This is a genomic window from Enterococcus sp. AZ040 (assembly GCF_050499185.1).
In the GTDB taxonomy this organism is placed as follows: Bacteria; Bacillota; Bacilli; order Lactobacillales; family Enterococcaceae; genus Enterococcus_D; species Enterococcus_D entomosocium.
Genome location: NZ_JBMHEW010000001.1, coordinates 344,024 through 363,117, shown reverse-complemented (window position 1 = coordinate 363,117; position 19,094 = coordinate 344,024). Strand labels below are relative to the sequence as shown.

General features: G+C 44.0%; 19 protein-coding genes. 1 reads left to right on the top strand and 18 read right to left on the bottom strand.

All coding sequences use genetic code 11. The annotated features are described in order from the left end of the window. Positions 1 to 136 precede the first annotated feature (136 nt). The 16 genes from IGK63_RS01740 to IGK63_RS01665 all read right to left on the bottom strand — a co-directional run bounded on the left by IGK63_RS01740 (position 137) and on the right by IGK63_RS01665 (position 16,787). Positions 137 to 1,738: a sugar ABC transporter substrate-binding protein gene (locus IGK63_RS01740; protein WP_008376282.1), complete on the bottom strand. Its 1,602-nt coding sequence runs from the start codon at positions 1,736 to 1,738 to the stop codon at positions 137 to 139. A 14-nt stretch (positions 1,739 to 1,752) separates the two neighbouring features. Then, on the bottom strand, positions 1,753 to 2,634 hold the full coding sequence (locus tag IGK63_RS01735; RefSeq protein ID WP_005227173.1) for a carbohydrate ABC transporter permease: 882 nt from the start codon (positions 2,632 to 2,634) through the stop codon (positions 1,753 to 1,755). An 11-nt stretch (positions 2,635 to 2,645) separates the two neighbouring features. Next, entirely contained in the window at positions 2,646 to 3,557 is a 912-nt protein-coding gene (locus IGK63_RS01730; protein ID WP_005232388.1) for an ABC transporter permease, read from the bottom strand. A 352-nt stretch (positions 3,558 to 3,909) separates the two neighbouring features. Then, the gene (gene ruvB, locus IGK63_RS01725) at positions 3,910 to 4,911 is read right to left on the bottom strand and encodes a Holliday junction branch migration DNA helicase RuvB (protein ID WP_005227171.1); all 1,002 of its coding nucleotides are present in this window, start codon (positions 4,909 to 4,911) and stop codon (positions 3,910 to 3,912) included. Positions 4,912 to 4,925: 14 nt separating this feature from the next. Then, positions 4,926 to 5,516 carry a Holliday junction branch migration protein RuvA gene (ruvA, locus tag IGK63_RS01720; RefSeq protein ID WP_005232405.1) on the bottom strand — a complete coding sequence of 197 codons (591 nt, stop codon included), beginning with the start codon at positions 5,514 to 5,516 and terminating at the stop codon, positions 4,926 to 4,928. Positions 5,517 to 5,697: 181 nt separating this feature from the next. Continuing rightward, positions 5,698 to 6,129 (bottom strand): peptide-methionine (R)-S-oxide reductase MsrB, encoded by a 432-nt coding sequence (gene msrB, locus IGK63_RS01715; RefSeq protein ID WP_008376288.1) that lies wholly within the window; start codon positions 6,127 to 6,129, stop codon positions 5,698 to 5,700. Positions 6,130 to 6,217: 88 nt separating this feature from the next. Next, positions 6,218 to 6,616, bottom strand: a complete 399-nt coding sequence (locus IGK63_RS01710) for a GFA family protein (RefSeq protein WP_016611463.1) — start codon at positions 6,614 to 6,616, stop codon at positions 6,218 to 6,220. Between the two features lie 2 nt (positions 6,617 to 6,618). Continuing rightward, entirely contained in the window at positions 6,619 to 7,179 is a 561-nt protein-coding gene (locus IGK63_RS01705) for a Maf family protein (RefSeq protein WP_016611464.1), read from the bottom strand. Next, positions 7,176 to 9,284: a DNA mismatch repair endonuclease MutL gene (gene mutL / locus IGK63_RS01700; RefSeq protein ID WP_016611466.1), complete on the bottom strand. Its 2,109-nt coding sequence runs from the start codon at positions 9,282 to 9,284 to the stop codon at positions 7,176 to 7,178. Before mutL ends, IGK63_RS01705 begins: the two co-directional genes overlap by 4 nt. A gap of 15 nt (positions 9,285 to 9,299) precedes the next feature. After that, entirely contained in the window at positions 9,300 to 11,852 is a 2,553-nt protein-coding gene (gene mutS / locus IGK63_RS01695) for a DNA mismatch repair protein MutS (RefSeq protein WP_034872074.1), read from the bottom strand. Then, positions 11,836 to 12,225 carry a YlbF family regulator gene (locus IGK63_RS01690; RefSeq protein ID WP_008376299.1) on the bottom strand — a complete coding sequence of 130 codons (390 nt, stop codon included), beginning with the start codon at positions 12,223 to 12,225 and terminating at the stop codon, positions 11,836 to 11,838. The genes mutS and IGK63_RS01690 overlap by 17 nt, the downstream gene beginning before the upstream one ends. A gap of 7 nt (positions 12,226 to 12,232) precedes the next feature. Then, positions 12,233 to 13,030, bottom strand: a complete 798-nt coding sequence (locus IGK63_RS01685; protein WP_010748642.1) for a TIGR00282 family metallophosphoesterase — start codon at positions 13,028 to 13,030, stop codon at positions 12,233 to 12,235. A gap of 149 nt (positions 13,031 to 13,179) precedes the next feature. Continuing rightward, a complete protein-coding gene (gene pepT, locus IGK63_RS01680) occupies positions 13,180 to 14,415 on the bottom strand; it encodes a peptidase T (protein ID WP_016611469.1) in 1,236 nt (411 codons plus the stop codon). A gap of 37 nt (positions 14,416 to 14,452) precedes the next feature. Further along, complete coding sequence (locus tag IGK63_RS01675) at positions 14,453 to 14,875, bottom strand: methylglyoxal synthase (protein ID WP_008376307.1); 423 nt, start codon at positions 14,873 to 14,875, stop codon at positions 14,453 to 14,455. A gap of 118 nt (positions 14,876 to 14,993) precedes the next feature. After that, on the bottom strand, positions 14,994 to 15,770 hold the full coding sequence (locus IGK63_RS01670; protein ID WP_005227160.1) for a Cof-type HAD-IIB family hydrolase: 777 nt from the start codon (positions 15,768 to 15,770) through the stop codon (positions 14,994 to 14,996). Between the two features lie 219 nt (positions 15,771 to 15,989). Continuing rightward, complete coding sequence (locus tag IGK63_RS01665) at positions 15,990 to 16,787, bottom strand: formate/nitrite transporter family protein (protein ID WP_005227159.1); 798 nt, start codon at positions 16,785 to 16,787, stop codon at positions 15,990 to 15,992. Between the two features lie 368 nt (positions 16,788 to 17,155). Between IGK63_RS01665 and rpsD the strand changes: the two genes are divergently transcribed. Then, positions 17,156 to 17,767, top strand: coding sequence for a 30S ribosomal protein S4 (gene rpsD, locus IGK63_RS01660; RefSeq protein ID WP_005227158.1), 612 nt, complete (start codon positions 17,156 to 17,158; stop codon positions 17,765 to 17,767). A gap of 149 nt (positions 17,768 to 17,916) precedes the next feature. On the opposite strand, the gene spx is transcribed toward rpsD, so the two are convergent. Together spx and IGK63_RS01650 are read right to left on the bottom strand one after the other, a co-directional pair. Next, a complete protein-coding gene (spx, locus tag IGK63_RS01655) occupies positions 17,917 to 18,366 on the bottom strand; it encodes a transcriptional regulator Spx (RefSeq protein ID WP_008376310.1) in 450 nt (149 codons plus the stop codon). Between the two features lie 50 nt (positions 18,367 to 18,416). Beyond that, positions 18,417 to 18,818 (bottom strand): Asp23/Gls24 family envelope stress response protein, encoded by a 402-nt coding sequence (locus IGK63_RS01650; protein ID WP_005227156.1) that lies wholly within the window; start codon positions 18,816 to 18,818, stop codon positions 18,417 to 18,419. Positions 18,819 to 19,094 lie beyond the last annotated feature (276 nt).

The window sequence follows — 19,094 nt, the reverse complement described above, 5'->3', positions numbered from 1 at the left end:
TATGGTCACTACGCTCCCTGCGGTCGCCTAGTACTTTGAAACATCAGATTTTGCGCAAAGTGCGCGCAAAACCTGTGTTTCAAAGCAAAGGAGAGGAAAGGTCTTTTTTTTGGCTTCCTTTCCTCTCCTATGGGGGTTATTCTAGTCGTTCGCGGTTTTCGGCCATTTTTTCAGTTTTAATGTCTTTGATTGCGTCCCAGTTGTTTGAATCTAAGAAGCTTTCAAAGTCGGTTAGTGTGCTGTCAAATGTTCCTTCATCTTTTGAACGAATCAATGAGATGATCGTGCTGTTGATTTTGGTTTTGATGGCTGTGTTTGAACGTGCTTCTGCAGTTCCGGCATCTGGATCCGTATTTTCGATCACAAAGTGTGGATACAATTTGCCTTCGCCCCATTCTTGCATTTGAGTCAACGCATTTTCAGTTTTGACTTTCAGTGCATTGACACGGTCATTGTTAAAGTAGTTGAAGCGGCTGATACCATATTTTTTGTTGTAGCCTTCGTTGTCGGTTTGTTCCATTTCTTTGATTTCTGGCAAGTAATCGATTTTGCCTTCATCGTTGTATTCATACGTCACGCCTTCAACACCGAATTTTGTCAAAATTTGTCCTGGTTCATCGATCAAGTACGTGAAGAGTTGGGTTACTTTTGCTGGATCCGCCGCATCTTTTGTGATGTAGTTGATCAACCAGCCAGAGATTCCTGTTTGGTTCAAGGTTGCTTCACGACCAGAAGTGCTGGCAGGTCCGTCGATTGCGATGTACCGCGTGTCAGAGTTTTTCATGAATTCAGTGAAGTTCCCACCTTGTCCGCTCGTTCCTGCGACTAAGATCGTTGCATAGTCCCCTTGTTTTACTTTTTCATCATAGGTTGGACCGTCATCGGTAAAGCTGTCATCACTGATGTTGCCGTCACGATACACTTGATTAAAGGTTTTCAACCATGAGATATATTCTTCATCTAAGTTACGATCGTAGAAAGCACCATCTTCATCTTCTAACGGAACACCTAAGAAGTCTTGCAATTTATCTAAGAATGGTCCTGCTGTTTCGCCGATCGTTGTGAAGCCCATTGGTGTCAAATCAGGGAATTTCTCGCTGATTTCTTTCATGACTTTCACATAGTTTTCTGGAGTCGAAACATCTGGTTTGCCCAATGCTTCATAGACATCTTCACGGATCACAAAGTTATCGTTGACGGGAATATTGCCGCTTTCGTAGTCCGCTGCTGTGTTGGAATAGTTTGGATAGCCATAAGTTTTGCCATCATCTAAAGCAAACCATTTGAAGGTATCTTCGGTCACGACATTCATCAAATACGGATCGTATTGTTCCGCTAAATCGTTTAATGAGTATGCCCAGCTATCAGCTTTTGTGGCTGCTTGACTGGTTTTATCCATCAACGTCACGATATCAGGCATATCACCACTTGAAATCAAAGCATTTAATTTCGAATCATCACCTGAAATAAATTCAATATCAATGTTCAAATCTTTTTTGATTTGGGCTGTCGTCACATCTTCACCAAATGGCAAAGCTGTCCAGTCTGAATTGATGTACCATGTGATCTTGGTTGGTTCTTCTTTGGTATCGAGTTTCCATGCTGGTGTCTTTTCATCTAACTCATACCGATCTTTGATAGAAAAATCCGAACTGCTGGCATTGTCTGAGCTGCCGCCACATGCTGCTAAGCTAAGTAATGCTGATGCTGCCAATAAACCGCCTACTACTTTTTTCATGTCTATCCCTCTTTCTATTCTTTTACTGCACCGGCCATCATACCGCCGATAAAGTGTTTTTGAAGCAATGGATATATAATTAAAATTGGCACTGTCGTGATGACGATCGTAGCCAACTGAACCCCACGGGTCGTTGCTTGGACGATAAAGTCGGTACTACCGCTTTCAGTCATCGTACTCAAGTTGGATTGGACGATGATTTCATAAATCTTCATTTGCAGCGGATAAAGATACTCTTTTGTGATATACAGTTTTGTTGTCATAAAATCGTTCCATTGGCCAACCCCGTTGAACAAGATGATGGTTGCCAATGCCGGTTTCGTTAATGGTAAGAAGATTTTATAAAAGATTTGGAATTCACTTGCACCGTCGATCTTCGCCGATTCTTCGAGTGAAGGCGGAATCTCACGGAAAAAGTTCATTAAAATCACGACATCATAATAGCTGAACAAAGCTGGAATAATGTAGACCCAGAAAGAATCCAGTAATCCTAGCGAGCGAATCAGCAAGTACGTTGGAATCATCCCACCACTGAAGTACATGGTGATGACCCCCATCGTTGTATAAATGTTGCGGCCAACCAAGCGTGATTTACTCAATCCGTAAGCCACGATCGCACAAAACAAGGTATGGGTTGCAGCCCCAAGAACCGTTTTTAACACTGAGATCAAGAAGGCACGGGGGATACTTGCGTCGGAAAAAACTTTCCGATAGTTTTCCCAGGTAAAGCCTTTGGGCCATAACACGAGGCCGTTGCCCGCTAATCCAGAACTAGAAGACACGGAGGAAACCAAGATATTCCAAATCGGTACAATGATCATTAACGAGAATAAAATCAAGATCACGGTATTGAAGAAGTAAAACCACGTGTTTTCTTTTGCTTTTCTTTTGATCATGTTTTTTCCTCCTATAAGATAACTGAATTGCCGTTGTTCAACTTGCGGGTCACTCGATCCGTGATCACCAATAAGATGACGGAAATGACCGCGATCCCCAAGCCGACAGCAGTTGCATAAGAGAAATCACCTTGCGTCAACCCCATTTTATAAACAAAGGAGTTGATAACTTCTGAACGGTTTTGGTTCTGTGAATTCATCAAAACTAATGTTTGATCTAGGTTTGACCCTAAGATACCGCTCACATTCAGAATCAAGTTTAAGGAGATGATCGGTGTCAGTAATGGCAATGTGATCGAACGAATCTGTCTTAGCTTGCTGGCACCATCGATTCGTGCGGCTTCATAAAACGTTGGATCGATCCGCGACATACCTGCCAAGTAAAGAATCGTTCCCCAGCCGACTTCTTTCCATAGATCAGAAAGGACCGCGATCCACCAATATTTGCTTGGATCCAATAGATGATTGACCCCTTTGTCCATCAATCCTACGGACATCAACACTTGGTTGATAAAGCCGTTCGTTGACAGCCAAGAGATCATCATCCCACCTAGCACGATCCATGAGAAAAAATGGGGAATGTATGAAACCGTTTGAATAAATTTCTTCAAGCGACCATCTTGCATTTCAAAAATCATAATGGCTAACACAATCGGGATCGCAAAACCTAATCCTAATTTCAATAAGCTGATGGCTAACGTATTTCTAACTGCTTCCCAGAAAAAACTGTCATTCATAATGATACGGAAATTCTCTAACCCAACCCATGGTGCTGATGAAATCGTGTCAATCACCGTATAGTTTTTGAAAGCGATTATAATTCCGTAGATCGGAATATAATTAAATACGATCATAAATGCCACGCCGGGAAAAACCATCCAGTGAAGCTGCCGTTGACTATAAAACTTTTGCAGTTTACTCATACACAAAATCTCCTTCTTTCTATCCTCGCAACACTACGTATATCTCCACACTTCGGTGAAACGTTTCTACAAAAAGATTATATCCGCTGCCATTCGAAAATGCAAGCCTTTCCAATTATTTTTTTCAGGTTTTCTTTTTTCACAAATTTCGTTGAGTTCCTCACAAACATAAAAGCTATTATATCAACATTTTTATAAGAAATAATTTCTCCAAACACTTCCTTTTAATCGAATTTCACAAATGATGTATTTTTTCAACATCTATTGATCCTCAGGAATCATTAAAAAATAAAAAGAAACGTTTCACCAAAAGCACAAAAAAACAGCAATCATCGCTGATTGCTGCTTCCTTCTATTCACTTCTTTGGGGATAGCCAAAATGGTCATAGGCTAACGGTGTTGCGATCCGCCCACGCGAGGTGCGTTTCAAAAATCCTTTTTGGATCAAAAACGGTTCGTACATATCTTCCACTGTTTCGGTTTCTTCTCCGATATTGACAGCGATCGTACTTAATCCCACCGGGCCGCCTTGATACAATTCGATCATCGTGCGGATCAATTTCTGATCGATATAATCCAAGCCAGCATGATCGACTGCCAAAAGCGCCAATGCCTGGTCAGCAACGGTTCGATCGATCAATCCATCTGCTTGCACTTGCGCATAATCGCGAACTCGTTTAAGCAAACGGTTAGCGATCCGTGGAGTGCCTCGAGATCGGCGGGCGATTTCGATCGCCCCTTCTTCCACGATATCCGTTTCAAAGATCGACGCAGTCCGCTGCACGATCTCTTTTAAATCATGGTCTTCATAATATTGCATATGAGAAATGATTCCGAAGCGATCCCGTAGTGGCGCCGAGAGCATCCCCGCCCGTGTCGTTGCGCCGACTAAGGTAAATGGCGGGAGCGGAAAATGAACTGGGTGAGCCGTTGTCCCTTGCCCCACCATGATATCCACATAAAAATCTTCCATTGCCGAATAAAGCATTTCTTCGGCGACACGAGGCAAGCGATGGATCTCATCGATAAACAGAACATCCCCTGGCTGCAGCTCATTCAAGATCGCAATCAAATCCCCTGGTTTTTCGATTGCAGGACCGCTGGTCGTCTTGATTTGGACCTGCATCTCGTTGGCGATCACCATTGCCATCGTCGTTTTCCCTAAGCCTGGCGGACCATATAAGAGGACATGATCCAACGCTTCTTCTCGATTTTTCGCCGCTTGGATATAAATCGAAAGCTCCTGCTTGACTTTGTCTTGTCCGATATATTGGGCAAGGGTTTGCGGACGCAAGGATTTTTCGATGATCTCTTCTTGTTCAGTACTTTCTGGCGAAACAATTCGTTCATCCATCGTCTACTTGCTCCTTACTTTTTCATCATCAATCGGAGAGCTTCCCGCAAGTACTCATCCGTCGATTTTGTCGTATTCGCCGCTAATTGTTTCTCGGCTTTCTTGACTTCTTTTTCGCTATAACCCAATGCTTTCAAGGCTTCCATCGCTTCATCTAAAGCAGTCGTTGCTACGCTTAGAGGAACGATCGCTTCTTCTCCAACCAGTTCAGCCACTTTGCCTTTCAAGTCTAGGATCATTTGCTGCGCCGTCTTTTTACCGACACCTGGGAACTTAGTCAAATAATTGACGTCCCCATTTTCGACTGCCGTGATCAACCCTGTATGGTCTTCATTGGCCATGATTGCTAACGCACTCTTTGGTCCAATACCTGAGACACTGATCAATTTTAAAAACAACTGCTTGCCTTCGATCGTGGCAAAGCCGTAGAGACTATGAGCATCTTCACGAATCACTTGGTGCAGATAGATTTTTACTTCTTGGTTCAACTTGCCGCTAAATGAATACGGATTGCCAAAAGCGATCTGATAGCCGATGCCATGGGTCTCAACGACGATATACGCCGGAAAGATATCCGTTACTTTTCCTATGATATATTCGTACATGTGCTTTCCTTTCTGTACATATGTTCCCTTTATTGTAGCACAGACGAGAGGGCAAAAAAAGGACTGTGAACGAAGGAAAAGGCTTAGCAGGAAACAAACGGAGGAAAAACCGTTGTTTCAGTCGCATTTTTTCAAACGAGACATGCTGCTGCGTCTTTTTTTCGCACACAGTTCCTAATACTTACTCAACGAGTGATTTGAATTCGCCATAGCCTTTTTCATCCATTTCTGCTAAAGGGATGAACTTCAATGCTGCCGAGTTGATACAATAGCGCAAACCGCCTTTGTCCTGAGGACCGTCTGAAAAAACATGTCCTAAATGAGAGTCAGCTTCTTTGCTGCGGACTTCTACCCGATGCATGCCGTGAGAAAAATCGGCTTTTTCTTGAATATCTTGGCGACTGATCGGTTTCGAAAAGGACGGCCAGCCACAACCTGCGTCATATTTATCAGTAGAAGCAAACAATGGTTCTCCGTTGACGATATCAACATAGATCCCTTTTTCATAAAAATCATCATACTCGCCAGTAAAGGGGCGTTCGGTTGCATTTTCTTGGGTCACCGCATATTCGATCGGTGACAATTTTTCTTTTAATTCTTTTTTATCTGTCATTTTTTCACCTGCTTTTCCTCTAGACTCATCCTGTATGCTCTATCATGCCTTTTTTCTTAGCGAATGTAAAATGACTTGCTCAAATTGCTTAAGGGTTTTGCAGCTTTTGCCAACGAGTCGTTGGTTCCACAAAATGGTAAAAATGCGGTTGGTCTTTTGTATAGATTTCTTCGGTTAAGACAGCTTCTGGCAAGTTGCCAAACAACCCAGCCGCAAAAAAATAGGTGTGTGCTTCTTTGAGGTAAAAGAACAGGCTCGAGCCGCATTGACTGCAAAATCCTCGCTGTGCCCACTCAGAAGAATCGTAACGTCGCAGCCACTTCGCTCCTTGAAGAGCCATCTGGTTCTCAGAACATGGCGCAAGAGCAAACATCGGTCCGCCGTGAAATTTCTGGCAGAGACTACAATGACAAACCGTGATTTCTTTCGCAACTCCAGTCAAGTCAATCGTGACTTTGCCGCAAAGACAACTACCAGAAACATCCATCCTTATTCCTCCTCCATAAACTCTTGCAACAACTGATAGACCGTAGTGACAGGAAACCCTACAATTGTATAAAAATCGCCGTTTATCGATGAGACAAATACTTTGGCCGCCCCTTGGATCCCATAGGCGCCCGCTTTGTCTTGGTATTCATCCAAGGCAAGATATTTGTCGATCTCTTGATCGGTCAAGGAACGAAACACAACTTCCGCCGAAACCACTGCTTGGCGTTGTTGTTTGCCTTTTTGTAAAACGACGGCGGTATGCACCCAATGGACACGTCCGCTCATTTTTCGCAGCATCGAACGAGCATCTTCACGGTCGGCTGGCTTTCCTAAGATTTCTTCATCCACCACGACCGTCGTATCGCTCGCGATCACCAGATCTTCAGGATATGCTTGCGTAATAGCCGCCGCTTTTTCTGCTGCCATCCGTTGGACATAAGGAATCGCCGCTTCGTTTGGTTGGACCGACTCGTCGATATCCGCTGGTATGACCGCAAATTCCGGGACTAACTCCGCTAATAATTCTTTGCGTCGCGGCGACTGTGAAGCCAAAATAATCATTCCATGCCACTCCTTGCTCGATGAGGATCTTGAATCCGTTTGAACATCCGCTCCATGTCGCTGTTGGTGAAATGGATCAGCACCGGGCGACCATGGGGACAGTTGAAGGGATTCTCGCATTTCGCTAAATCTTGCAACAAGATCCGGGCTTGCGCTTCATTCAAATAGTGATTGGCTTTGATGGATCGTTTGCAGCTCATCATGATCGCGGTTGCTTCACGAAACTTTTTGACACTGACACTTCCTGTGGTCAGTAACATGTCGATCATTTCGCGGATGATGGCTTCTTCTTCACCGCTAGGGTACCACGTCGGGTGCGCCCGGACGATGAAACTATTGTTTCCAAAAGATTCCAGATGGATCCCGACTTCCGCCAGCTTGTCGCTTTGTTCTTGTAATTGCAGTGCATCGCTGTTGGGATAATCCAAAACGATCGGCACTAACAACTCTTGCAGGTCATTGGTCACTTCGCCGATTTTTTCGCGGTAATACTCATATTTGATTCGTTCCTGTGCCGCATGCTGGTCGACGATATAGAGCCCCGCCTCGCTTTGGGCAAACAAATAGGTCCCATGCATCTGCCCAAAATAATCCAATTGGGGAAAACGCTCCTTCGCTGGTTCTTCTTCCAGTAACCGTTCGACCGTTTTCAGGTAGTTGCGGTCATCCCCATGCATTTCAGGGTGCAGAGTCGCTTGATTTTGCAGATCTTGCGCCGTAAGCTCTGGCGTCTCTTCCGAGAGAAAGGCTGGCGCTTCTAGCAGCGGCGCTTTTGTTTCCGTCTGGTCTTCCACAAATGGTTTTCGGACAGGCTTATTTGGCAGAGTCTCTTCCAAACTGCGAAAGGTTTCCTCAGTTTCTTCCAACAGGTTTTCGCTAGATCCCTGTGGCATTTCTGGAAGTTTTCCACCTTCCTCCACAGGTTTTTCCACAGAGTTATCCACAGTCTGTTGATAAGTACTGCCCTGAACCTCAAATTTCCCGGTTTCCCGATTATAAGACAAACCAGAAGTCGAATTTCCTGCTGACTCCAGTTCCAAGCCAAGCTGCTGGGCTTTTGGCTGATCGGCAACTTTCTTCTTAAACCGCAGATTGTCAGCCGCGTTAGGAATCAAGTTGATTTCCCGCAGCGCCTCATTGATGGCTTTACTGATTAGTTTCGTTAGCTCTTCTTCTTTTGACAAACGAACTTCTTGCTTAGTCGGATGGACATTGACATCGACTAATAAGGGGTCCATTTTGACTTCAAGGACAGCTAATGGAAAACGACCGACCATCAATTTTGACCCGTAACCGGCTACGATCGCTTTATTCAAAGCAAAGTTGCGAATATAACGACCATTGATGATCGTGGATAAATAGTTGCGGCTGGCTCGGGTAACTTCTGGCAGTGACACAAAGCCAGTGACTTTAAAGTCGAGATCCTCAGTATCGATCGCAATCATTTTTTTGGCCGTTTCCACTCCGTAGATCCCGGCGATGGTTTGTTTTAACTGCCCACTTCCAGTGGTGCTCAACATCTTATTGCCTTCATGAACGAGGCGAAAAGCCACTTCTGGATGACTCAGGGCGATCCGATTGACGATATCGCCGATGTTCGCAAGTTCCGTTTGCAGCGTCTTGACATATTTCAAACGTGCCGGTGTATTGTAAAAGAGGTTTTCGACAGTGATCTTGGTTCCTTGTCGCAAGTTGGCAGGCAGATGCTCTTCAACAGCGCCGCCTTTTAAGCGCACAAAGGAGCCTTGTTGGGCGCCTTTGACTGCCGTTTCAATCGAGAGGATCGAAACCGAAGCGATACTAGGCAAAGCTTCCCCGCGAAACCCGAGGGTACGTATTCGAAACAAGTCATCTCGATTGTGGATTTTACTGGTGGCGTGGCGTTTAAAGGCAGTCAAGACATCCTCTTCTGCAATTCCTTCGCCATTATCGATGACTTGGATTTTACGCAAGCCTGCTTCTTCAATAAAAATATCGATTTGGGTACTGCCGGCATCCACGGCGTTTTCAACTAATTCTTTGACGACAGAAGCCGGTCGCTCAACAACTTCTCCTGCCGCGATTTGGTTCGCCAGACGTTCGGATAGCTCTTGGATCTTTCCCATCTGCTGACCTTCTTTCTAAATTCGTTTTTGCAGCTCGTACAATGTATTCAGAGCATCCATCGGGGTCATTTCCAACAGATTCAATTTCTTCAATTGATCGATGACGCCGATTTCTTCCGTAGATACTTCACTAAACAACGACAACTGCTGACTTTCTTCGACGACGGGTTTTGGTTGTACCGTCGGTTCATGTTCTTCCAGCGCTTTCAGGATCGTCGCTGCGCGCTGTAAGAGTGCACTTGGCAGTCCAGCGATTTTAGCTACATGGATCCCATAGCTTTTATCTGCGGGTCCTTCCATCATCTTATGCAAAAAGACAACTTCGCCTTCTTTTTCAACGGCACCGACATGGACATTGCGTAAGTGTGCCAATTCCTCATCTAAAACCGTCAGCTCATGATAATGGGTGGAGAAAAGTGTTTTGGCATGAACTTCTTTGTGGATATATTCAATGATGGCTTGTGCCAATGCCATCCCATCATAGGTCGCAGTCCCGCGCCCTAACTCATCAAACAAAATCAAGCTGTTAGGCGTTGCATGACGCAGCGCTTGGTTGGCTTCCATCATCTCTACCATAAACGTACTTTGACCGGCGATCAGGTCATCGCTGGCACCGATGCGAGTAAAGATCCGATCAAAAATCGGCATCTCTGCAGATTGTGCCGGTACGAAACAGCCGATCTGCGCCATAATGACTAGCAAGGCAAACTGCCGCATGTACGTACTTTTCCCAGACATATTTGGTCCTGTGATCAACAGGATCTCTGTTTCTTCATCCATCACGATACTATTTGGAATGTACTCTTGGTGACCAAGGACTTTTTCCACTACAGGATGACGGCCATCGATGATCGATACTGCTCGTTTTTTCGCTACTGTCGGCCGCACGTATTGGTAGCGTTCCGAAACCGTGGCGAAACTTTGTAAGACATCGACCGCACTGACGGCTTTGGCTAACTTTTGTAGACGGGTGATACTCTTTTTCACTTCTTCACGAACATCAAGAAAGAGGCGATATTCCAAATCCACCGATTTTTCTTCGGCTTCTAAAATCAAAGTCTCCAGTTTTTTCAACTCGGGTGAAATAAAGCGTTCCGCATTGGCTAAGGTTTGCTTGCGCTCGTAGCGAGAGGTATCTAAATTCACTAGATTGGCTTTCGTGATCTCAATGTAATAGCCAAAGACGCGGTTGAACCCAACTTTCAGGTTTTTGACCCCCGTCGCTTGACGTTCGTTGGCTTCTAATTCCGCCAACCATTGCTTGCCGTTACGCATCGCCGTACGGTATTCATCTAATTGTTGATGGAACCCGTCTTTGATGATGTTGCCTTCTGTGATCTGCAACGGGGCATCTTCATCGATCGCCGCTTCGATCAATGCAACCAAATCATCTAAGGGCGTTAATTCCAGCAGCAAGTCATTCCACTCGCCACGGTTGATCCCCTGCAGCAATTGCGCGATCAAAGGCACTTGCTCCAAAGAAGATTTCAACTGCAGCAAATCGCGGCCATTGACATTTCCGAAGGCGACCCGTCCGACTAGGCGTTCCATGTCATAGACTTTCGTCAACGCTTCTTGCAGATCTGCTCGCTCAAAGAAACTGTCCAGTAACGATTGGACCATTTCTTGGCGGGCAGTGATTTTCTTTGGCTGGATCAAGGGACGATCCAACCATTGCTTTAACAAACGTCCCCCCATTGCGGTCTTTGTCTCGTCCAGCAACCACAAAAGAGTCCCTTGTTTTTTTCCGGTTCGAATCGACTGCGTCAATTCTAAGTTGAATTTGGAATAATGATCCATTTTCAAGGCATGATCCGGCTGATATTCCACGGCTTGCTGAATGTGGGCTAAACTGCGTTTTTGGGTAATCGCCAAATAACTTAGCAATTTCCCTGTGACTACTTTTTCTAACCCTTGGGAGAGAGATTCCGTTAAAAATTGAAATTCGGCATTTTCTTCCAACGTTTCTTGCTTAGAAAACACGACATTCAAGCGATTGGTCAACATCGTTTGCAATGATTCAGGAATCTCGCTGCACAAAACGACTTCTTTCGTTTGCAGAGCGGCGGCCTCATTGACGACGGCTTCTTCATCTTCCAATTGCGCTGCTTTTAATTCACCGGTACTTAGATCGACATAGGCAAAGCCAAAACGCTCCCCTTGCTGCAAAACAGCTGTCAAAAAGTTGTTTTCTTTGGCGGATAGGCCTTTACTGTCCATCACCGTTCCCGGCGTGATCAGTTGCACGACTTCGCGTTTGACCATTCCTTTGGTGGTTTTTGGGTCTTCCACTTGCTCACAAATCGCTACTTTGTAGCCTTGCTCGATCAAGGTGTCGATGTAATTACTGGCGGCGTGGTAAGGCACCCCACACATAGGGATCGGTTCCTCCGCATTTTTGTTGCGGCTGGTTAAAGTCAGTTCTAAAATTTGTGCTGCCTTGACAGCATCCTCATTAAATAATTCATAGAAATCTCCTAAACGATAGAATAAAAAAGCATCTTGGTACTGAGCCTTGATGCTTAAATACTGTTCCATCATCGGGGTATTTTTAGTTTTTTGAGGCATTGGTTTCATCCTCCTCGATGGCTTTATTCATTTTCTTTTGGATCTCCGTCGTGACATATTGCAGCAATTCATCTGCTTGCAGTAACGCTTGGCGATAAGCAACCACTAAGGGGTGCTGCTCGTATTCGTTTGTCAATGACGCATAACGCTGCTCGGCAGCTTTTTTTGCTTCGGGTTTCTCATAATGCTCAAATTGAACGATTTCTTTTTGCGCTTGCTTCAGCGCTTCTTCCAACTCCAGTAGCCCTTGGTTTTGCAAGGCTCGTACTTGAATTTCTTGAAATTCTTGAACGATCGGATGATTAGACAAAAGCTTTTGCAAAGCAGCCAACTCTTGGGCAACGTTTGATTCTTTGGTTAATTGCTCTTCCATGCTTCTCCTATTCTGTAAACGGGCGATCTTCACTGATTTGGATCGGACGGATCGATTTTGCTTTACCAGTGGCTTCATCAATCTCAAGCAAGCAAGCCGACAAAATACTGCGGCCTTTTTCAATCACTTCAAACCGTTGCGGCAACGCCGTCAAAAATTTTTCAATGACTGGTTCGCGTTTCATTCCCAAAATCCCATCATAAGGACCAGTCATGCCGACATCTGACAAATAAGCCGTTCCTTGGGGCAAAATCCGCGCATCGTTGGTCTGTACGTGGGTATGCGTGCCGACGACTGCCGAAACTCGGCCATCCAAATACCAGCCCATCGCTTGTTTTTCGCTAGTAGTCTCCCCATGAAAATCCACAAAGATAAACGGTGTACGTTTGCGGGCAATCGCAACCAATTCATCCATTTTGCGAAACGGATCATCAAGGTCTACCATGAACGAGCGAGCTTGCATGTTGATCACCGCCAACTCAATGGTGTTGACTTTCACAAACACCATGCCGACCCCCGGTGTTCCCTCTGGAAAATTGGCTGGACGAATCATTTTCTTCGCATCGCCAATAAATTCAAAAATGTCACGGTTGTCCCATGTATGATTGCCTAATGTCACGACATCGACACCATCTTGCAAAAATTTCTTATAAATTTTACCAGTGATCCCACGACCCGCCGCCGCATTCTCGCCGTTCGCGATCGTCACCTGTGGTCGATACGCCTTCTTTAATTTGGGAAGGTACTCCGTGATTGTTTCTCTTCCTAATGAACCAACTACATCTCCAATGAATAATACCCGCACACATTTTTCCTCTTCTCTTTTAGCTTCTTTTCTATTATAAGGGTTTTGGTCCAGAAAAAAAAGGTTCTTTCACTTGCTGTTCTTCCTTGCAGCAAAACAAAAAAACACGCTAGACTTTTTCGCTTTAGTCTAGCGTGTTGCCGCGTTCTCTAGGAAACGGTAGTGTCTTCTTTCCCGACATGTTCCACGATCGCCACGATCAAATCACGGGCTTTTTCCATCGCTTCCACGGTAATAAATTCATACTGGCCATGGAAGTTTTCACCGCCAACAAATAAGTTCGGTGTTGGAATGCCTTTATAGGTGATTTTCGAGCCATCGGTCCCGCCACGAAACGGCGCTTCGATCGGTGTCACACCAATCGCTTGCATCCCTGCTCGGGCAGCTTCGATACTGCGGGGATCTTTCTTGATCAAATCCCCCATATTGTAATATTGATCATACAGCGTATAGGTGATACGTTCTTGCCCATAGGCTGTGTTCAGTTCATCAATGATCCCCACGATGTTGGCTTTTCGCTGTTCAAAAAGCGTATGATCGTGATCACGAATGATATAAGAAACTTCTGCTCGACCAATATGTCCCGTCAAATTGTGCAGCAGGTAGAAGCCTTCATACCCGCGGGTGCGTTCAGGAACTTCCTCTGCTGGTAAGGCATCATCGATTTGATGCGCGATTTTCAAGGCGTTGACCAAACGACCATAGGCAGTTCCAGGGTGCACACTCGTGCCGTCGATCGTTATATCGATACGAGCCGCATTAAAGGTTTCATACTCCATATGGCCCACGCGACCACTGTCCATCGTGTAAGCAAATGCTACTGGAAAATCCGCCGCATCAAAGCGATCAGCGCCAGTCCCGATCTCTTCGTCAGGACCAAAAGCGACCCAGACATCGCCACGCTTATGCGCATCCATCGTTTGTAAGATCCGCAGCGCATCAATGATCTCTGCGATACCAGCTTTATCATCTGCACCCAGCAGGGTCGTTCCATCCGTTGTGATCAACGTTTCGCCGACATAGTCTTTGAGATTAGGAAATTCAGCAGTTGTCATATAAATGGCTTTTTCTTTATTTAAACAAACATCCTTGCCATCGTAATTTTCATGGATCTGCGGCTGAATATTTTCAGCTTCGAAATCTGCCGTGTCTACATGGGCAATAAAGCCAATCGCCGTTTTTTCAGGATTACCAGGTAGACGACCGATCACAAAACTATTCTTTTCATAGTAAGCAACATCCGCTACCCCCATCTCGATCAACTGATCTTTCAATAAAAGAGCCAACTCAACTTGTCCCGGCGTCGTTGGGATGGTCTGACTCATCGCATCTGAGCGAGTATTCATTTTTGCATAGGTCAAAAAATCCTTTAAGATTGCTTTCAATTCTGCACGTCCTTTTTCTTCAATTCTTCTACTATCTTTATAACGACAAGGGACGATTGTCCGTTTCGTGGATCACTTGTCGAAAATCAGCAAAGCCGGCTGCTAACCCCCGCAACAAGATTTCTGCCGTTCCCATATTGGTAGCTAAAGGAATCTCGTACACATCCGACAAGCGAATCAATGCCGTTACATCTGGTTCATGGGGTTGTGCGGCTAAAGGATCGCGCAAAAAGATCACCATATCCAAGTCATCTTGCGAAATCATGGCGCCAATTTGCTGATCTCCTCCCAGCGGCCCTGATTTGTAGCGGTGGACAGGCAACTGGGTTGCTTCTTCGATCCTCTTCCCCGTAGTTCCTGTTGCGAAAAGTTCATGCTGCGCTAAAATTTCTCGATAGGCAGTCACTAATTTTACCATTACATCTTTTTTTCGATCATGAGCAATCAATGCGATTTTCATTTGCTGCATTCCCCCTTTTTTCTATTGTACCAATTTATTTTCTTTGCGACCGAGAAAAAACAAAAAAACATAGCACAGATGCCGTAAACCGACTGTGCTATGTCTAAAGGATTCCTTTTTAAATCAGTTGTAATTCTTTCAAGGCTAACCAGATGCCATCTTCATCATTGCTAGCGGTCACCATATCTGCGACTTGTTGGATCTCAGGGACCGCATTGCCCATTGCCACACCGACACCTGCGGCAGTCAGCATTTCACGATCATTTTGGCCATCACCAAAACAGATCACATCTTCTTGCGCTATCCCTAATTGTTCCGCGACGCACAGGATCGTTGCTGCTTTGGAGCCTTCTTTTGGAACGACATCCACACTGTTTTCATGCCAACGCACAAAACGCAGTTTGCTGTATTTCTCGTCAAAGAAATGCTCATACTCTTTTCCGTAAAAAGCCAATGCTTGATAGACTTCTTTTTCTTCGGGAAAATCCATGTCCAACTCAGGAAGTTGGGCACCAAAAGAATGCATCGCTGCTTCCATTTTAGCAATATCCAAAGAAGACGCTCGTTTCGCTGTATCCATCCCGACAAATGCCGTGTCGATCCCAAGCTCTTGGGCTTCTGCCACGAAAGCAGCCAATTGCGTTTCATCGAGTAAGTTTTTATACACCTGCTGATGCGAAAGAAAAGCAGCTGCGCCATTACATAAAATGTAATTATCAAAGGACAACGAACGAATAATATCTTGAGCGTGGAAACGACTGCGTCCAGTGGCAACGGTCACGAAATGGCCAGCATCTCGTAAAAGATCAAGGGCTTTTAGCGTACTGTCTAGTGGCTGTTTGTTCGAGTCAAGCAAGGTTCCATCAATATCAAAGGCAAAGAATTTCCGATTCATAAAAGGTTAAGGCTCGCTTTCTATTAAGAAGTAACTAAGATTTTGGTCTTGGTTGCGGTCATTTTTACAAAAAACAGCAAGAAAAACCGTACATACTTATTCTTAACATAAATAGGCGCTGATTTCAACGCTCCGTTAAGGGATGATGGCTTCTTCCTGGAGAAATGTTAGAGAAAAGAAAAAAAAAGAAGCATCGCTGCTTCTTTTGGTAGGTTCTAATTAGTCGACATAGGTCGATTTTGAGTTGTTCAACCATGCATAGCCCAGCCCCATGACCAAGCCACCGCCGATATAGTTACCGATAAAGGCAAAAACTAAATTATGGATCACACTGCCGACAGTCATACCTGCCAAGTGTCCGCCTGAAGCCCAGAAAGCTAAGGTAAACGCTGGGAAGTTAGCAATAACGTGTTCGAATCCTAAGAAAGCAAAGATGAAGATGATGAAAATGATTGCTGCAACTTTTCCGGCATCGTCTTTCATCCGCATGCTTACTAGCACAGCTGTGTTTACAACGATATTGGCGAACATCGCTTCTACTAAAATTTGGATGGTCGATTTTTCTAATTTCGCAGTGATCGAGGTCAGCATAAAGTTGTCTGCGGTCAGCCCTTGAAAAGGACCTGTCAGTGCAACGATTGAGCCGAAGATCACCCCGCCGATCAAGTTGAACAAGACACACGTAAGCAAAATTTTCAATGCCAAAGGAATACTTAGACGTTTACGGTAAACCCCAACAGTCATATACAACATATTTGATGTTCCTAATTCTGCGTTCATATAAAGAATCATGACTAAAGACCAGCTAAACATAAATGCATATAGAATTTTCCCTAACCCGTGAACCATCGATTCACCTTTCATAGCGATCGCAAAAGCAATAGCTGTTCCGAGGGTCAAGAATAAACAAGCCATCATCGCACGTACAGCGTAACGCAAATAACTACTCTTGATCAGATCGATTTTCTTTTCTATGGAAGAATCGATCTTCTCAAATAATGGGGATACTGGATTCATTTTTTCTACTCCTTTTATGAATAATTTCACTTCGTTATCATTTGCACAATACTTTCATATTCTAATGACGAAAAGCTGTTTTGTAAAGAGATATTTGAAAATATAAGTAATTAATGAAAAATTTCAAGATTTGTTTTCATCAAATCCAAAGCCAGCTCCATCTTGACTTTTGCCCCTAGTTTGTCGTATACTATTCCTTGTGTAAAATAATGCAGCAGGAAAATAACAGCTCGTCACCAGTTCGTTGCCCCTCGGGTGCAATTGCGTAACCGCGGCTGCAAAGGTGAAGATTGAAGAACGAACTGCACGAATGTGAGTTTTTCAACGGATTATTTTACTCCAAACTATTTTATTGGAGGAACTAAATTATGTCTCGTTATACAGGACCATCATGGAAAATTTCTCGTCGTTTAGGAATTTCTTTATCAGAAACTGGAAAAGAATTGGCACGTCGCCCTTACGCTCCAGGACAACACGGACCAAACAGCCGTGGCAAAAAATCAGAATACGGCATGCAATTAACTGAAAAACAAAAATTGCGTCATATGTATGGCATGAACGAACGTCAATTCCGTACATTGTTTATCAAAGCAAGCAAAATCAAAGAAGGTAAACACGGTGTTAACTTCATGATCTTGCTAGAACAACGTTTAGATAACGTTGTTTACCGTCTAGGTTTAGCAACTACTCGTCGTCAAGCACGTCAATTAGTAAACCACGGTCACGTTTTAGTTGATGGCAAACGCGTTGATATCCCTTCATACCACGTTGAAGTTGGACAAGTCATCAGCGTTCGTGAAAAATCACAAAACATCTCAACAATCAAAGAAGCAGTTGAAGCAACAGCTGGCCGCGCGTCATTTGTAAGCTTTGATAGCGAAAAATTAGAAGGTTCATTAACTCGTTTACCTGAGCGTGATGAATTGTCTGCAGAAGTTGACGAAGCACTAGTCGTTGAATTCTACAACCAAAAACTTTAAGATTTCAACCGACACGATTCCTTTTTGGAATCGTGTTTTTTTGTGGAATCAACGGATTTACTGATCCTCTTAAGAAGACCCTTGAAAAAATACCAAAAAAACCGACAATGATACATCGCTGTATTCATTTGCCGGTTTTGTTCCTATTATTAGATAAAGTTCGCAACAGATTCGCCTTCTTCTTGCTTTTGGCGATAATTAAACATGAGCAGCTCTGTTTGGCGTCGTTTGAAAATGATCTTTCGTAAGTTTCGTGGCACGAATTTACGAATGTCTTCTTCATTGTACCCCACTTGGAGCTTGTTCTCATCTAAGATAATTGGCCGTTTCAATAAGTTCGGGTATTGTTCGATCAATGAAAGTAGCTCTTCTAGCTTCAACTCTTCTAAATCGATGTCTAACTTTTGGTACACTTTCGAACGAGTAGATATAATGTCTTCCGTTCCATTTTTTGTTAAAGAAAGAATCTCCATTAGTTCATCACTATTTAATGGATCGCTAAAAATGTTTCTCTCTTTAAATGGCAGTTCATTTTCGGTCAACCATGCACGGGCTTTACGACATGACGTACAGCTGGGTGTTGTATATAGTGATATCATTTGTTTATTCTTCCTTTCTCTTTGATGTACTTCGATTTTTTGCGTGGTGCTCAACCTTCGATTTGATCGATCGTTTCCTGTTTGACGATATCGGCGATTCGAATATTGATCTCTTTAACTTTTAAAGAAGTCAAGCGGCTAATTTCTTCTAAGACCACTTCTTGGACTTGCGCAAAGAGTTTGGGGATATCTTTGCCGTAAGCCACGATTACTTCCAAATCAACTGCAACCTCTTCTTTGCCAACTTCCACATCGATGCCAGAAGCGACTTGCGGCTGTTCTTCAAGGTTTTCGGTCATATCTGAAAGAAATCTGCCATTTACACTAATCAAGCCATCAATTGACTGCAAAGCGACACCAACAATTGTTTCAATGACTTTCTCTTCAAAGGACAGTGGACTTGCTTGCGCTGCTTCATTAGACACATTCGTTGTTTGCTGATCGTCAGTCATTTTTCACACTCCTTGGTTAAATAAGAAAGGATACTAGAGACATCGCAAAGTCGCATACACGACCTTGTCTAAAGTGGACATTCCTCTTGGGAATTTTTTTCCCTACCTTTCTAGCATAAATTCTTTTTGTTTTTTTTACAAAGAAAAACACTTGTTTTCGGAATAAATTTATCGTGCAAGATAAAATGAATGCGCTAAAAAAATCTCAAAGCATAATTTTCCTGAAATGATTCGTTTTTCTTGACAAAAAAAAGAAAGCAGCTACACTGCTCTCTT

Coding starts and splice junctions, on each gene's coding strand:
- IGK63_RS01740 (WP_008376282.1), bottom strand. CDS start 1,738: ATGAAAAAAGTAGTAGGCGGTTTATTGGCAGCATCAGCATTACTTAGC.
- IGK63_RS01735 (WP_005227173.1), bottom strand. CDS start 2,634: ATGATCAAAAGAAAAGCAAAAGAAAACACGTGGTTTTACTTCTTCAAT.
- IGK63_RS01730 (WP_005232388.1), bottom strand. CDS start 3,557: ATGAGTAAACTGCAAAAGTTTTATAGTCAACGGCAGCTTCACTGGATG.
- ruvB (WP_005227171.1), bottom strand. CDS start 4,911: ATGGATGAACGAATTGTTTCGCCAGAAAGTACTGAACAAGAAGAGATC.
- ruvA (WP_005232405.1), bottom strand. CDS start 5,516: ATGTACGAATATATCATAGGAAAAGTAACGGATATCTTTCCGGCGTAT.
- msrB (WP_008376288.1), bottom strand. CDS start 6,129: ATGACAGATAAAAAAGAATTAAAAGAAAAATTGTCACCGATCGAATAT.
- IGK63_RS01710 (WP_016611463.1), bottom strand. CDS start 6,616: ATGGATGTTTCTGGTAGTTGTCTTTGCGGCAAAGTCACGATTGACTTG.
- IGK63_RS01705 (WP_016611464.1), bottom strand. CDS start 7,179: ATGATTATTTTGGCTTCACAGTCGCCGCGACGCAAAGAATTATTAGCG.
- mutL (WP_016611466.1), bottom strand. CDS start 9,284: ATGGGAAAGATCCAAGAGCTATCCGAACGTCTGGCGAACCAAATCGCG.
- mutS (WP_034872074.1), bottom strand. CDS start 11,852: ATGCCTCAAAAAACTAAAAATACCCCGATGATGGAACAGTATTTAAGC.
- IGK63_RS01690 (WP_008376299.1), bottom strand. CDS start 12,225: ATGGAAGAGCAATTAACCAAAGAATCAAACGTTGCCCAAGAGTTGGCT.
- IGK63_RS01675 (WP_008376307.1), bottom strand. CDS start 14,875: ATGAAAATCGCATTGATTGCTCATGATCGAAAAAAAGATGTAATGGTA.
- IGK63_RS01670 (WP_005227160.1), bottom strand. CDS start 15,770: ATGAATCGGAAATTCTTTGCCTTTGATATTGATGGAACCTTGCTTGAC.
- IGK63_RS01665 (WP_005227159.1), bottom strand. CDS start 16,787: ATGAATCCAGTATCCCCATTATTTGAGAAGATCGATTCTTCCATAGAA.
- rpsD (WP_005227158.1), top strand. CDS start 17,156: ATGTCTCGTTATACAGGACCATCATGGAAAATTTCTCGTCGTTTAGGA.
- spx (WP_008376310.1), bottom strand. CDS start 18,366: ATGATATCACTATATACAACACCCAGCTGTACGTCATGTCGTAAAGCC.
- IGK63_RS01650 (WP_005227156.1), bottom strand. CDS start 18,818: ATGACTGACGATCAGCAAACAACGAATGTGTCTAATGAAGCAGCGCAA.